We start from the raw sequence: 14,507 nt of genomic DNA, 5'->3' as shown, positions 1-14,507 counted from the left end.
GTTAAATGAGTGAGTAGGGAGTTTAACGACTTCTTACCCACTCATTTTTTGATGGGAATTTCTCTTTGTCTAATGCTTGATCTGAGTTCGTCCTTTTAGACGAATACATGTTCGTGTGATAAACTTAAAATGCTGTAAGATCGGATGAAAACTTTAAAAAGAAAGAGGAATTTGGGATGATCTATCGACAGCCAGATAAGATGTTTGAACTGGTTTCGGACTATGAGCCGACCGGTGATCAGCCAGAGGCCATCCGTGACCTGACACAAGGTATTGAAAAGGGCGAAAAGGCGCAGATCCTGCTTGGTGCAACGGGGACCGGTAAAACGTTCACGATTTCCAACGTCATTGCCCGCGTTAACAAGCCGACCTTAATCCTTTCCCACAACAAAACCTTGGCCGGCCAACTGTATGGTGAAATGAAGAAGTTCTTTCCCCACAACGCGGTGGAATACTTCGTGTCATACTATGACTACTACCAGCCAGAAGCCTACGTGCCGTCGAGTGACACCTACATTGAAAAGGACGCTTCGATTAACGATGAAATCGACCAGCTGCGGCACTCCGCCACGACCTCACTGTTGGAACGCAACGACGTCATTGTGGTGGCCTCCGTTTCCAGCATCTTTGGTTTGGGTTCTCCAGCCGAATACCAGAACCACGTTGTCAGCCTCCATGTGGGCCAGGAAATCCCGCGTGACCGACTGTTGCGGGAACTGGTGACGATTCAATATGACCGCAACGATATCGACTTCCAACGTGGCCGCTTCCGGGTGCGTGGAGACGTGGTCGAAGTCTTCCCGGCCAGTCATGACGAAAACGCCATCCGGATCGAATTTTTCGGTGATGAAATTGATCGGATCCGTCAGGTTGACGCGTTAACCGGCGAAATTGTCGGTGATTTGCAACGGATTTCCATCTTCCCAGCCACCCACTTCCTGACGAGTGAGGAAACGCTGAAGGTGGCCATTCCGGAAATCGAAGCGGACATGAAGAAACAGGTGGAAAAGTTCACCAAAGAGGGTAAGTTGCTGGAGGCCGAACGAATTCAGCAGCGGACCACCTACGACATCGAAATGATGCGTGAAGTGGGTTACGTGAACGGGATTGAAAACTATTCGCGTTACATGGACCGGCGCAAACCGGGTGAACCGCCTTATACCCTGCTGGACTTCTTCCCGAAGGATTTCCTGCTCGTGGTCGATGAATCTCACCAGACCATGCCTCAAGTTCGGGGGATGCTGAATGGTGACCGGGCCCGGAAGAAGCAATTGATCGATTATGGTTTCCGTTTGCCAAGTGCTTTGGATAACCGGCCGCTGAGCCTGCAAGAGTTTGAACAGCATGTCAACCAGGTTGTCTACATGTCAGCCACTCCTGGTCCTTATGAAGAGGCCCAGACTGACCACGTTGTCCAACAGATTATTCGGCCAACCGGCTTGCTGGATCCAACCATTGAAGTCCGGCCATCGATGGGCCAGATTGACGACCTCGTGGGTGAGATTAACAAGCGGATCGATGCCCATGAGCGGGTCTTAGTTACGACCTTGACCAAGAAGATGGCCGAGGACCTGACCGATTACTTAAAGGACATGGGCTTGCGGGTTAAGTACCTGCACAGCGACATCAAGACCCTTGAACGGACGCAGATTATCCGTGATCTTCGCTTGGGCAAGTTTGATGTGCTTGTGGGGATCAACCTGTTGCGTGAAGGGCTGGATATTCCAGAAGTTTCCCTGGTTGCGATCCTGGATGCGGACAAGGAAGGCTTCTTGCGTAACACCAGATCGTTGATTCAAACGATTGGCCGGGCCGCCCGGAATGCTCATGGGGCGGTCATCATGTACGCCGATACGATTACCGACTCCATGCAGGAAGCCATTGATGAAACCAAACGGCGGCGCAGCATTCAAGAGGCCTATAACAAGAAACACGGTATTACACCGAAGACCATTATCAAGCCGATTCAGGACGCTATCTCGGCAGTCAAACCGGTGGAAGAAAAAGAAAAGGAAGAGCAGGACAAGAGTGCTGAATTTACCAGCAAAGACTTTGCCCGCTTGAGTGCCAAGGAACAAGAGCAAATGCTGGCTGAACTGACCGATCAGATGCGGGCAGCGGCTAAGCGTCTGGACTTTGAACAGGCGGCCACGTTGCGTGACACGGTCATGGAATTGAGTGCGCAAAAGAAGAAATCCAAGAAAAAGACCGTCAAAAAGGGAGGTAAATAAGTTGGCGAATGATAAAATCGTGATTCATGGTGCACGAGCCCACAATCTCAAAAACATTGACGTCACGATTCCCAAAAACAAACTGGTGGTGATCACCGGCCTATCCGGGTCAGGCAAGAGTTCTTTGGCCTTCGACACCCTCTATGCTGAAGGTCAGCGGCGCTACGTGGAAAGCTTGTCGGCATATGCACGGCAGTTCTTGGGGCAGATGGACAAGCCGGATGTTGATTCGATTGACGGACTGTCACCGGCCATTTCCATTGACCAAAAGACCACGTCGCACAACCCGCGTTCAACGGTGGGAACGGTCACCGAAATCAATGACTTCCTTCGTCTGCTGTGGGCCCGGGTTGGTACGCCGATCTGTCCCAATGATCACATACCGATCAGCAGTCAGTCGCCCGAACAGATGGTGGACCGGGTATTGAAGTTACCGGAACGCACACGGCTGCAAATTCTGTCACCGATTGTCCGCGACAAGAAGGGGACCCAAAAGAAGGTCTTCCAGGAAATTAAGCGGCAAGGCTTTGTTCGTGTTCAGGTCGATGGTGAAACTTACGATATTGAAGAAGTACCCGAGTTAAACAAGAACCAGCAGCATACGGTCAACGTGGTGGTGGACCGGATCATCGTCAAGGATGGCGTGCGGTCCCGGCTGTTTGATTCCTTCGAGTCGGCCCTGAAGCTGAGCGATGGTTACGCCATTGCGGATGTGATTGGCGGCAAACCAATCCCGTTCTCGGAACAATACGCTTGTCCGATCTGTGGCTTCACGGTGGGTGAACTGGAACCACGGCTCTTCTCGTTCAACGCGCCCCTTGGAGCCTGCCCGGTTTGTGAAGGCCTGGGTTCACGGTTGACGGCGGATATGGATTTGGTTGTGCCCGATCGCAGCAAATCCTTAGCCGACGGAGCCATCGAGCCTTGGAACCCGATCAGTTCGCAGTACTACCCAGAATTGCTGGCCCAGTTCTGCAAGTCGGAAAAAATCAACATGCAGACGCCGTTTAACAAGCTGAGCAAGCGGCAGCGGAAGATGATCTTGTATGGCAACGGCGACAAGACTTTCCACTTCCACTATGAAAATGACTTCGGTGGTGTGCGCGATGTGGATGTGCCGTTCGAAGGTGTCATTAACAATATCGAACGTCGCTACAAGGAAACCAATTCTGATTTCACTCGTGAGCAGATGCGTAAATACATGACCGAGCTGCCTTGCCCGGCCTGTCACGGCTACCGTTTGAATGAGCGGGCACTGGCCGTCCAAGTCGGCGGGTTGAACATTGGCCAGGTATCCGAGCTGCCGATCAGCAAGTCCCTGCCGTTCTTTAAGCAGCTTAAATTGGATCAGCAGAAGGAAAAGATTGCCCGGCCGATTCTGAAGGAAATCGTTGATCGCTTGACCTTCATGAAGAACGTGGGGGTTGAGTACCTGACACTGAGTCGTTCGGCACGGACCTTGTCTGGTGGTGAAGCCCAACGGATCCGGTTGGCCACGCAAATCGGTTCCAATCTGTCCGGCGTGATTTATGTGTTGGATGAACCATCCATCGGTCTTCACCAACGGGACAATGACCGTTTGATCAGCTCCTTGAAGAAGATGCGGGACCTCGGTAATACCCTGGTCGTTGTTGAACACGATGAAGACACCATGCGTGCTGCCGACTACATCATCGATATCGGCCCTGGTGCCGGTGAAAACGGTGGTCAGGTAATGGCCGCTGGGACCCCTAAGCAGGTGATGCGGTCAAAGAAATCACTGACCGGCCAATACCTGTCGGGCAGAAAGTTTATCCCGGTACCGCAAGAACGGCGCAAGGGCAACGGTAAGTTCATCACCTTGAAGGGTGCCCAAGCCAACAACCTGAAGAAGATTGACGTGAAATTCCCATTGGGCAAGTTTATCTGTGTGACGGGGGTTTCCGGTTCAGGCAAGTCAACGCTGGTCAACCTGATCTTAAAGCGGGTTCTGGCGCAAAAGCTCAACCACAACTCAGCCAAGCCGGGCAAGTATGAGTCCATCAGCGGGGTTGATCAGATTGAGAAGGTCATTGATATTGATCAATCACCGATCGGCCGGACGCCGCGGTCCAACCCGGCCACCTATACCGGCGTGTTTGATGATATCCGTGGTCTCTTTGCCCAAACTAACGACGCCAAAGTCCGGGGTTACGGCAAGGGGCGTTTCTCCTTCAACGTGAAGGGCGGTCGTTGTGAAGCCTGCCACGGTGACGGGATCATCAAGATCGAAATGAACTTCCTGCCGGATGTCTACGTGCCATGTGAAGTCTGTCATGGGACCCGTTACAATTCGGAAACGCTGGAAGTTGAGTACAAGGGCAAGAACATTTCCCAAGTCCTCAACATGACCGTCAACGAGGCTTTGGACTTCTTCTCCGCCATTCCAAAGATTCGTCGCAAGCTGCAAACCATTCAGGATGTTGGCCTGGGTTACGTCAAACTCGGTCAGCCGGCAACGACCTTATCCGGTGGGGAAGCGCAGCGGATGAAGCTGGCCAGTGAATTGCACCGTCAGTCTCACGGCAAGAGCTTCTACATCTTGGATGAACCAACGACCGGTTTGCATATGGACGACATCAAGCGCCTGCTGTCAGTTCTGCAGCGGCTGGTTGATAAGGGCAACACGGTGTTGGTAATCGAACACGACCTGGACGTAGTGAAATCAGCTGACTGGTTGATTGACTTGGGTCCAGAAGGTGGTGAAGCCGGTGGTTACGTGGTTGCTACCGGGACACCGGAACAAGTGGCGAAGGTTAAGCAAAGCTACACCGGTCAGTACTTAGGACCAATGCTGAAGCGGGATGCCGAGTGGGCCCGCGAACGAGCTAATAAAAAGAAGTCATAGCAGCAGACTTTTTCACAGATTCGGTGGACATGGTAAAAAGACACGCCCGGGTGTGTTACAATCAATAGAGGCTTTTTAAGGAGACAAACGCGATGAATGCAAAACTAGAAGTCGTGATCATTACGGGAATGAGCGGTGCCGGCAAGACGGTGGCCGTCCATGCCTTTGAAGACCTAGGCTATTTCGTTATTGATAACATGCTGCCAGCCTTGGCCGGACGCTTTGTCGACGTCATCGAGGAATCGGGCGAGTTTTCCAAAACTGCAATGGTGATGGACAGCCGTTCCAAGGGCTTTTATGAACAAGTGGCCCCAGTGGTCAAGGAAATGCGTGAGCGGCCCGATTTGAATGTCCGGGTCCTGTTCTTGGATGCGAGTGACGTGTCCATCATTTCCCGTTACAAGGAAACGCGGCGGGCACACCCGTTGGCCAAACATGATGGCGTCCTCGCCGGGATTGACCGGGAACGGGGACTCCTGTCTGATTTGGAGAGCACAGCGGATGTCCGGATCGATACCACTAATCTGACGCCCCGCAACTTGCGCTTAAGGCTGGCCGACTATTTTGGTGACGGCAAAGACAGCAACTTCTATATCGAAGTGATGTCGTTTGGCTTTAAGTACGGTCTGCCGCTGGATGCCGACATTGTGATGGACGTTCGTTTCTTGCCCAATCCCTTCTATGTGCCGGAACTGAAGCACTTAACCGGGGAAGACAAGGCGGTGCAGGATTACGTGATGAAGAGTCCGTTGGCACAAGACTTTTACCAGCACCTCTTATCATTATTGAAGACGGCCTTGCCGGGTTACATCAAGGAAGGCAAGAGCAGTTTGACGATTGCAATCGGCTGTACTGGTGGCCAGCACCGGTCGGTAACGATTGCCACTCGGTTGGCCCAAGATCTAAAGACCAAGTATACGGTCAACCTGCATCATCGCGATGTTGATAAAGCACAATAAGGGAGTAAGAGGATGCAGCATAAACCAAAGGTAGTAATTATTGGCGGTGGAACGGGCCTGCCGATCATCCTGCGTGGCCTGCGGGATCAGTCAGTGGACATCACCGCGGTGGTAACAGTGGCCGATGATGGCGGATCATCGGGTATTTTGCGTAACTATATCAACGTGGTTCCGCCTGGTGATATTCGCAATGCGCTGGTTGCACTGACGGAGTTGCCACAGATTGACAAGGATATCTTTCAATACCGGTTTGAAAGCAGCGATAGCTTTTTAGCCGGCCATGCGATTGGTAACCTGATTATCACGGCGTTAGCGGAAATGAAGGGTAATATTTTTACCGCTGTCCAGGAATTGTCTTCGTTAATGAAGATCCATGGTCACATCTTTCCCGTTGCCAACGAGCCGTTAACCTTGAACGCCGAATTCTACGATGGCACTAAGATGAGCGGGGAGTCCGAAATTACGGCCGCCCACAAACAGATCAAGCGGGTCTGGATCACGCCTTCCAATGACGACGATGGCCACCATGCCCAGGCCATGAAAGAAGTGATTGACGCCATTATGGATGCCGATCAGATCGTTCTAGGTCCCGGGAGCCTCTTCACCAGCATTTTGCCGAACCTGATGATTCAAAACGTTGGTGACGCGGTGCGCAAGACGAAGGCCGAAGTGGTCTACATTTGCAACATCATGACGCAAAAAGGTGAAACCGACCACTTTACGGATGCCGACCATGTGCGGGTGTTGAATGAACACCTGGGCGGCCACTATATCGATACCGTGCTGGTTAATATTCAACCGGTACCAGAAGACTACATCAACTTCCAGGAATGGAATGAAATTTCTCAGCCAGTTGGCCACGATTTCGAGGGCCTGCGCAAACAGGGTTGCCGGGTCATCTCAGCGAACTTCCTGCGTTTGCGGGACAACGGTGCCTTCCATGACCGCGACAAAGTGGTAACTGAGCTGCTTAACCGCCTGCATGACGTGCACGATTAGAGGAGGAATAGGTAAATGTCATATGCCAGTCAAGTTAAAAAGGAATTGACGGAACTCAAGGTGCACCGTCAAAACGCCAAAGCCGAGCTGATGGCATTGATCCGGATGAACGGTTCGCTGTCCATTCAGAATTCACAGATGGTTCTGAATGTGCAGACGGAAAGTCCAGCGCTGGCACGACGTATTTACCGCCTCTTGAAGGATTTCTACCAAATTGAGAGTGACATCGTTGTCCGGCGCAAGATGAAACTGAAGAAGAACAATACTTATGTGGTCCGCTTGCAGTACCATGTGCGGGAATTGTTGGCCAACTTGGGCATCTTAGAGGGTTACCAGTTGGCTGAACGGGTTCCCTTGAGCACGTTTAAGGATGATCTGATGATTCAGTCATATCTTCGTGGGGCTTTCTTGGCTGGCGGGTCCGTGAACAATCCGCAGACCTCGCGTTACCACCTGGAGATTTATTCTCTGTATGAGAGCCATAACGATATGATCAAAGAGATGATTAACCATTTTGGCCTGAACGCCCGCGCAACGGCTCGCCGGAGTGGCTTCATCGTTTATCTGAAGGAAGCGGAAAAGATCGCAGACTTCTTGCAACTAATCGGTGCCACCAATTCAATGCTGGAATTTGAAAATATCCGTATCGTCAGAGACATGAGAAATTCGGTCAACCGTTTGGTCAACTGTGAGAATGCCAATATGGATAAGGTGGCCAATGCGGCTAACCGGCAGGTGGAAAACATTCGCTTGATTGATTCGCGGATCGGCTTAAGTAACTTGCCCGAGAAGCTCCAAGCCATCGCACAGACACGGTTGGCGCATCCAGAGGTGAGTTTGAAGGAACTGGGGGTACTGGTTCCCGGCGGCCCGATTTCCAAGTCGGGTGTCAACCACCGCCTGCGCAAACTCAACGACTACGCCAACAAGCTGCGTGCACCAGCTGAATAACTAAAAAAAGCAGCCAGGAAAAATTTCCTGACTGCTTTTTACGTTATGAACTAATTAAGGGTTGATACTTAGTCGTTAGCTTTTGGCTTGTTTTCCATGATGCCATCAAGCAGACCGTAATCAACGGCTTCTTGAGCACTAAAGTAGTGGTCACGTTCCGTATCACGGTTGATGGTTTCGATGGACTGACCAGTATTTTCGGCTAAGATCTTGTTCATCATCTTCCGGGTCTTCAAGATTTCAGTAGCCGCAATTTCAATTTCGGTTTGCTGACCTTGAGCACCGCCAGATGGTTGGTGAATCAATACCTGAGAGTGAGGCAGGCCGAACCGCTTGCCCTTAGCACCGGATGATACCAGGACAGAAGCCATGGAAGCGGCCATACCGATAACAATCGTCTGAACATCAGCCTTGATGAAGTTCATGGTGTCATAGATTGCCATACCAGAAGTTACCACACCACCAGGTGAGTTAATGTATAAGTAAATGTCTTTAGTTGAGTCTTGCGCATCCAAGAACAGGAGTTGCGCAACGATCGAGTTTGCCATGTTGTCTTCAATAGGACCAGACAACATAATGATCCGATCCTTCAGAAGCCGTGAGTAGATATCGTAAGCACGTTCGCCACGAGAGGTCTGCTCAATGACAGTCGGAACTAAATTCATGTTTAAGCCTCCTTTAGCACTTGTTAGCTTTAACTGCTAACTGATACTGACAGTGTAAACCATAGGTCAGCAAAGGTCAAACTATTTGTGCCTTTTATTTTGCTACTTTTTTGTCAATTACTGGGGAGCACCAGCAGGATTAAGCAGTCACCAATTGGTCGTAGGTAAGAAAAACCGCCAACGGCTATTTCACGTTGACGGCATTGTGTACTGATCACCTAATTAAGTACAGTCTGATTCAGTACCTTCTTATTTAACTTTTAAAATGGAGACTACTTGTTGGCGTCTTCAGAAATCAGATTTAATTCAGCACTAGCACTTTCGGCGTCTAATTGTTCACGGCCGTTAGCACTGTTATCTTTAATTGCTTTGAAATCCTTTAATGACATTTTGTTTTCCTCCATTATGGAATCACATTTACTAATTGGTCAGGGCCATAAATCTCTTGCCCTTCTTGACATCATCAATACTATCCCAAATTGGTATAGGTATCAAGGGTTTTTAATATCTTTTTTGAAATAGTCAATTAAGTCAACGCACGCCTGCATTGCCTACCTTGTTAGGTGAGAAGAAAAGGGGAAAGCCTTGCGCTTTGGGCTAGGTTTCGTTATAATCGTGAATGTTGATTATTCACGTTCAATATAAAGGAGGCATGTTGACATGCGTAAAGCACATCCACATGGCGTACAGGGTCGTCGCCCAGTTGCCCCACGTTACAAGCGGGCTTTAAAGGAAAAGAAGATTGAAGCAATTCGTAAGTGGGCTAAAGAAAAGCCAGCTGAAGAAAAGTAATTTAAAGTGGTGCCACCTGTGTGGGCCGCTTTTTTTATTAACAACGATTTTTAGACAAAAAGAAAAGGTCCGGCAAGCTTGCCGAACCTTTTTCATATGCCCCAAACAGGATTCGAACCTGTACATGGTTACCCATACAACGACCTGAACGTTGCGCGTCTGCCAGTTCCGCCACTGGGGCATCAATGCGCCCCCAGGGAGTCGAACCCTGATCTCGAGAACCGGAATCTCACGTGCGATCCATTACACTAAGGGCGCATAACACATAGTATTTTATCTAATTAATCTCATAAATGCAAGCCCTAATGTTAAGTCATTTTAGATTCAATTAGCACTAGACTAGACTTATTGCTAAAAAAGGGGTTAAAATACAGATGCTCATTGGTGGACGCAATTATTTCATCTGTACTTTATTGAACAGCGTGCTAAAATAATATGCGTACATTAAGTTTATTTCCTAAAGGAGGATATTGCAGTATGACTGTAAAGATTGGTATTAATGGTTTTGGTCGTATCGGCCGTCTGGCATTCCGTCGGATTCATGAATTAAACACGGATGACATCCAGGTTGTAGCGATCAACGATTTGACTACTCCTGCTATGCTTGCTTACCTGTTGAAGTACGACTCAACTCATGGCAAGTTCCCTGGCGAAGTTTCAGCAACTGATAAGGGCATCGTTGTTGACGGTAAGGAATACCCTGTATACGCAGAACGCGATGCACGGAACATTCCTTGGGTTAAGAACGATGGTGTTGACTTCGTTCTTGAATGTACTGGTTTCTACACTTCAGCTGAAAAGTCACAAGCTCACTTGGACGCTGGTGCAAAGCGTGTTCTGATTTCAGCACCTGCCGGTAACATTCCTACTGTTGTTCCTGGTGTTAACCTGGACACTCTGAAGGCTGATGACAAGATCGTTTCTGCAGGTTCCTGCACCACTTCTTGCCTGGCCCCAATGGCTTACTTCCTTAACAAGAACTTCGGTATCAAGGTTGGTACCATGACTACTATTCACGCCTTCACTTCCACCCAAGCTATCCTTGATGGCCCTCGTGGTAAGAAGATGCGTAACAACCGTACTGCAAGCATCAACACTATTCCTCACTCATCTGGTGCTGCCAAGGCTATTGGCCTGGTAATTCCTGAACTGAACGGTAAGCTTTCTGGCCACGCTCAGCGTGTTGGTGTTGTTGATGGTTCTCTGACTGAACTGGTTTCCGTCTTCAACAAGAAGGTTACTGTTGATGAAGTTAACTCAGCAATGAAGAAGGCAACTGAAGGCAACGATGCCTTTGGTTACACTGAAGACCCAATCGTATCTACTGATATCATCGGCTCAACTTATGGTTCTGTCTTTGATCCTTCCCAGACTGAAATCATGGAAGGCGACGACGGTACTCAATTAGTTAAGACCGTTGCTTGGTACGACAACGAATACGGCTTCACTTCAAACATGATTCGGACTCTGCTCCACTTCGCAAGTCTGTAATTTAAAGTTTGATGAATCAAAAGGTGGGAGGAGGCTGACTCCGCCCACCTTTTTGATGTAAAACGTGAAAGAAAGAGGGATTAGCATGGCAAAAATGACTGTTGAAGACCTTCCTTTAGAAGGTAAAAAGGTATTGATGCGTGTTGACTTTAACGTTCCGATTAAGGACGGCAAGGTCGGCGATGACAACCGGATCGTGGCTGCACTGCCAACGATCAAGTACGTGATTGAACATGGTGGCAAGGCCATCCTGTTCTCACACTTAGGCCGGGTTAAGAAGGAAGAAGACAAGCCAGGTCTGTCAATGAAGCCAGTGGCAGCTCGTCTGTCCAACTTGCTGAACAAGCCCGTAACCTTTGTTCCAGTTACTGAAGGCAAGCAATTGGAAGATGCCATCAACCAAATGAACAACGGTGACGTTTTGATGGTTCAAAACACCCGTTACGAAGACGTTAAGGATGGCAAGTACGTCAAGCGTGAATCTGGCAACGATCCAGAATTAGGCAAGTACTGGGCATCTCTGGGTGACGTTTACGTAAACGATGCCTTTGGTACTGCTCACCGTAACCACGCTTCTAACGTTGGGATTGCACAAAACATCGGTGCTGGCAAGTCCGCCGTTGGTTTCTTGATGGAAAAGGAAATCAAGTTCTTAGGCAACGCTGTTGATAATCCAGAACGGCCATTTGTTGCTATCCTCGGTGGTGCCAAGGTTTCTGACAAGATCGGTGTTATTGACCACCTGCTTGGCAAGGCTGACAAGATCATCATCGGTGGTGGTATGGCTTACACCTTCATGGCAGCTCAAGGCAAGAAGATTGGTAACTCCTTGGTTGAACCTGACAAGGAAGACGTTGCTAAGGAAATCATGGAAAAGGCCGGCGACAAATTAGTTTTGCCAGTTGACAACGTTGAAGCTGATGCCTTTAAGAATGACGCCAACACCAAGGTTGTTGAAGGCGGCATTGATGATGGCTGGGAAGGCTTAGACATCGGTCCTAAGTCAATCGCTAAGTTTGAAGATGTGCTGAAGGATGCCAAGACGGTTGTTTGGAACGGCCCAATGGGTGTCTTTGAAATGCCAAACTTCGCCAAGGGTACGCTGGCAATCGGCAAGTTCCTGGGCAGCTTGACCAACGCAACCACGATTGTTGGTGGTGGTGACTCTACTGCCGCTGCTAAGCAATTAGGCATTGCTGACAAGTTAACCCACATCTCAACTGGTGGTGGTGCTTCCTTGACTTACCTTGAAGGAAAGACACTGCCAGGAATTGCAGCTATTTCTGAGAAGTAATCGACATATATGGGCTGGGTCTTTCCCAGCCTTTTTGCTTTTAAGGAGGGTGAACAAGTGCGAGTACCAATTGTTGCCGGAAATTGGAAGATGCATAAGACAGTGGACGAGGCGGTTGCCTTTGTCAATGAAATTAAAGACCACCTGCCGGATCCCAAGATTCAAGAGACAGCACTGGCTGCGCCAACACTAGACCTCACTGCGATGGTTAAAGCAGCACAAGGTAGTCCGCTGAAAGTGGCAGCCGAAAATTGTTACTGCAAGAATTCTGGTGCCTATACTGGTGAGACCAGTCCTTCCATGCTGTGGGACGCTGGCATCCACCACGTCATTTTGGGTCACTCGGAACGGCGGCGGATTTTTCACGAAAATGACCAATTGATCAATGCAAAGGTGAAAGCAGCGCTGAAAGTCGGCTTATGCCCGATTGTCTGCTGTGATGAAACCATGGGCCGGTTGATTAATGGTAAGCGGGTCCACTGGGTAGTTGCCCGGATTATTGACGATCTGAAGGACCTGACCCCTGATGAAGTGAAGAAGGTCACGATTGCCTACGAACCAACTTGGGCCATCGGTACTGGCCAAAGCGCTGACCCTGAGCAGGCCGAAGAAGGTTGCTACCTGATTCGGCAGACCATCGAGGATATGTACAGCCAGGATCTGGCAAATCAGATGCGGATCCTCTACGGCGGCAGTGTCAACGTTGATAATATCGACCGCCTGATGGGCAGCAACGATATCGACGGGGTCTTGGTCGGCACCGAAAGTTTGGATCCTCAAACCTTTTTGCGCTTGGTCAACCGCTAATTTAACCGGTTTTAGCTTGTTTTAGGTTGAGCAAAATAATACAATAAGTATGTAAGCTCAAAGCTTTCCAATTCAATCTGGAGGAGAGAATTTAACATGTCACTTATTACTGATATTTATGCTCGTGAAGTCCTTGACTCACGTGGTAACCCAACGGTTGAGGCTGAAGTTTATACTGAAGCCGGTGGTGTTGGCCGTGGAATCGTTCCATCTGGTGCTTCTACTGGTGAACACGAAGCCGTTGAACTCCGTGATGGTGATCCAAAGCGCTTCGGTGGCAAGGGTGTTCTGAAGGCCGTTGCCAACGTTAACAATGTGATTGCTAAGGAAATCGTCGGCATGGAAGTTACTGACCAAATCGCTATCGACAAGGCCATGATCAAGCTGGATGGTACCCCTAACAAGGGCAAGCTTGGTGCCAACGCTATCCTGTCTGTTTCATTAGCTGCTGCACGTGCTGCTGCTGATGAACTGCAGGTTCCGCTGTACAACTACCTGGGCGGCTTCAACGCTCACTTGATGCCAACTCCAATGATGAACGTTATCAACGGTGGTGCACACTCTGATAACAAGGTTGACTTCCAAGAATTCATGATCATGCCAGTTGGTGCACCAACTATTCGTGAAGCTATTCGTTGGGGCTCAGAAACTTTCCACGCCCTGAAGAAGGAATTGGAAGACGCTGGTAAGGTTACCTCTGTTGGTGACGAAGGTGGTTTCGCACCTGACTTTGCAAACAACGAGGAACCATTCGAATACCTGATCAACGCCATCAAGGCTGCTGGTTACAAGCCAGGCAAGGACATTGCCATTGCCTTTGACGTGGCTGCTTCTGAACTTTGGAACGACGAAGACAAGAAGTACAAGCTTCGTTGGTCAACTGGTGAAGAATTCACTACTGACGAATGGATCGACTACCTGACTGGTATCATTAACAAGTACCCAATCGTTTCTATGGAAGACCCAATTGACGAAAACAACTGGGATGACTGGGTAACCATTACCAAGAAGCTGGGCAAGAAGGTTCAAATCGTTGGTGATGACTTCTTCGTAACCAACACTGATTACCTGGCTAAGGGTATCAAGATGGGTGCCGCTAACTCCATTCTGATCAAGCTGAACCAAATCGGTACCTTAACTGAAACGGTTGAAGCTATTGAAATGGCTAAGGAAGCCGGCTACACTGCCATCGTTTCTCACCGTTCTGGTGAAACCGAAGACACGACCATCGCTGACCTGGTTGTTGCTGAAAACGCCGGCCAGATCAAGACTGGTTCTATGAGTCGGACTGACCGTCTTGCTAAGTACAACCAGTTGATGCGGATTGAAGATAACCTGGGCGACGTTGCTCAGTACAAGGGCATTCGTTCCTTCTACAACCTGAGTGAACAGGCAAAGCAGGATATCGAAAACCGTTAATCTGCGTTTAAATTAGATATTAAAGAGTATGGC

General features: G+C 49.3%; 11 protein-coding genes and 2 tRNA genes. 10 read left to right on the top strand and 3 right to left on the bottom strand.

The genetic code is table 11. From position 1 onward, the window contains the following. Positions 1–176 precede the first annotated feature (176 nt). From uvrB to whiA, 5 genes are all read left to right on the top strand, one after another. Positions 177–2,231: an excinuclease ABC subunit UvrB gene (uvrB, locus tag IV45_RS00895; RefSeq protein WP_057739722.1), complete on the top strand. Its 2,055-nt coding sequence runs from the start codon at positions 177–179 to the stop codon at positions 2,229–2,231. A 1-nt stretch (position 2,232) separates the two neighbouring features. Then, complete coding sequence (gene uvrA, locus IV45_RS00890) at positions 2,233–5,097, top strand: excinuclease ABC subunit UvrA (RefSeq protein ID WP_057739720.1); 2,865 nt, start codon at positions 2,233–2,235, stop codon at positions 5,095–5,097. A 92-nt stretch (positions 5,098–5,189) separates the two neighbouring features. Then, positions 5,190–6,056, top strand: coding sequence for an RNase adapter RapZ (gene rapZ, locus IV45_RS00885; RefSeq protein ID WP_057739718.1), 867 nt, complete (start codon positions 5,190–5,192; stop codon positions 6,054–6,056). Between the two features lie 12 nt (positions 6,057–6,068). After that, positions 6,069–7,055 (top strand): gluconeogenesis factor YvcK family protein, encoded by a 987-nt coding sequence (locus tag IV45_RS00880; RefSeq protein ID WP_057739716.1) that lies wholly within the window; start codon positions 6,069–6,071, stop codon positions 7,053–7,055. A gap of 15 nt (positions 7,056–7,070) precedes the next feature. Next, positions 7,071–8,006, top strand: coding sequence for a DNA-binding protein WhiA (gene whiA / locus IV45_RS00875; protein ID WP_057739714.1), 936 nt, complete (start codon positions 7,071–7,073; stop codon positions 8,004–8,006). 68 nt (positions 8,007–8,074) lie between these two features. Here whiA and clpP read toward each other — a convergent pair whose 3' ends face one another. After that, positions 8,075–8,671, bottom strand: coding sequence for an ATP-dependent Clp endopeptidase proteolytic subunit ClpP (gene clpP / locus IV45_RS00870; RefSeq protein ID WP_057739712.1), 597 nt, complete (start codon positions 8,669–8,671; stop codon positions 8,075–8,077). Positions 8,672–9,331: 660 nt separating this feature from the next. Between clpP and IV45_RS08040 the strand changes: the two genes are divergently transcribed. Next, positions 9,332–9,463 (top strand): hypothetical protein, encoded by a 132-nt coding sequence (locus IV45_RS08040; protein WP_268872315.1) that lies wholly within the window; start codon positions 9,332–9,334, stop codon positions 9,461–9,463. Between the two features lie 97 nt (positions 9,464–9,560). Here IV45_RS08040 and IV45_RS00865 read toward each other — a convergent pair. Together IV45_RS00865 and IV45_RS00860 are read right to left on the bottom strand one after the other, a co-directional pair. Next, positions 9,561–9,644, bottom strand: a tRNA-Leu gene (locus IV45_RS00865). Between the two features lie 5 nt (positions 9,645–9,649). Further along, positions 9,650–9,721: transfer RNA gene (locus IV45_RS00860), tRNA-Arg, on the bottom strand. A gap of 219 nt (positions 9,722–9,940) precedes the next feature. On the opposite strand from IV45_RS00860, the gene gap reads away from it, so the two are divergent. The 4 genes from gap to eno all read left to right on the top strand — a co-directional run bounded on the left by gap (position 9,941) and on the right by eno (position 14,474). Further along, on the top strand, positions 9,941–10,954 hold the full coding sequence (gene gap, locus IV45_RS00855; protein WP_057739710.1) for a type I glyceraldehyde-3-phosphate dehydrogenase: 1,014 nt from the start codon (positions 9,941–9,943) through the stop codon (positions 10,952–10,954). 85 nt (positions 10,955–11,039) lie between these two features. Beyond that, the gene (locus IV45_RS00850) at positions 11,040–12,248 is read left to right on the top strand and encodes a phosphoglycerate kinase (RefSeq protein WP_057739708.1); all 1,209 of its coding nucleotides are present in this window, start codon (positions 11,040–11,042) and stop codon (positions 12,246–12,248) included. 57 nt (positions 12,249–12,305) lie between these two features. Further along, entirely contained in the window at positions 12,306–13,055 is a 750-nt protein-coding gene (gene tpiA / locus IV45_RS00845) for a triose-phosphate isomerase (protein WP_057739935.1), read from the top strand. Between the two features lie 96 nt (positions 13,056–13,151). Then, positions 13,152–14,474, top strand: a complete 1,323-nt coding sequence (eno, locus tag IV45_RS00840) for a phosphopyruvate hydratase (RefSeq protein ID WP_057739706.1) — start codon at positions 13,152–13,154, stop codon at positions 14,472–14,474. Positions 14,475–14,507 lie beyond the last annotated feature (33 nt).

Origin of the sequence: Limosilactobacillus secaliphilus (genome assembly GCF_001437055.1) — a bacterium.
Classification (GTDB): Bacteria; Bacillota; Bacilli; order Lactobacillales; family Lactobacillaceae; genus Limosilactobacillus; species Limosilactobacillus secaliphilus.
Note: the sequence above shows the minus strand (reverse complement) of the source record. Positions and strands in the feature narration are given on the sequence as shown.

Bases quoted from the DNA above. Each gene is read 5' to 3' on its own strand.
- IV45_RS00850 (WP_057739708.1), top strand. From the start codon at position 11,040: ATGGCAAAAATGACTGTTGAAGACCTTCCTTTAGAAGGTAAAAAGGTA.
- clpP (WP_057739712.1), bottom strand. From the start codon at position 8,671: ATGAATTTAGTTCCGACTGTCATTGAGCAGACCTCTCGTGGCGAACGT.
- rapZ (WP_057739718.1), top strand. From the start codon at position 5,190: ATGAATGCAAAACTAGAAGTCGTGATCATTACGGGAATGAGCGGTGCC.
- gap (WP_057739710.1), top strand. From the start codon at position 9,941: ATGACTGTAAAGATTGGTATTAATGGTTTTGGTCGTATCGGCCGTCTG.
- IV45_RS00880 (WP_057739716.1), top strand. From the start codon at position 6,069: ATGCAGCATAAACCAAAGGTAGTAATTATTGGCGGTGGAACGGGCCTG.
- eno (WP_057739706.1), top strand. From the start codon at position 13,152: ATGTCACTTATTACTGATATTTATGCTCGTGAAGTCCTTGACTCACGT.
- uvrB (WP_057739722.1), top strand. From the start codon at position 177: ATGATCTATCGACAGCCAGATAAGATGTTTGAACTGGTTTCGGACTAT.
- whiA (WP_057739714.1), top strand. From the start codon at position 7,071: ATGTCATATGCCAGTCAAGTTAAAAAGGAATTGACGGAACTCAAGGTG.
- IV45_RS08040 (WP_268872315.1), top strand. From the start codon at position 9,332: ATGCGTAAAGCACATCCACATGGCGTACAGGGTCGTCGCCCAGTTGCC.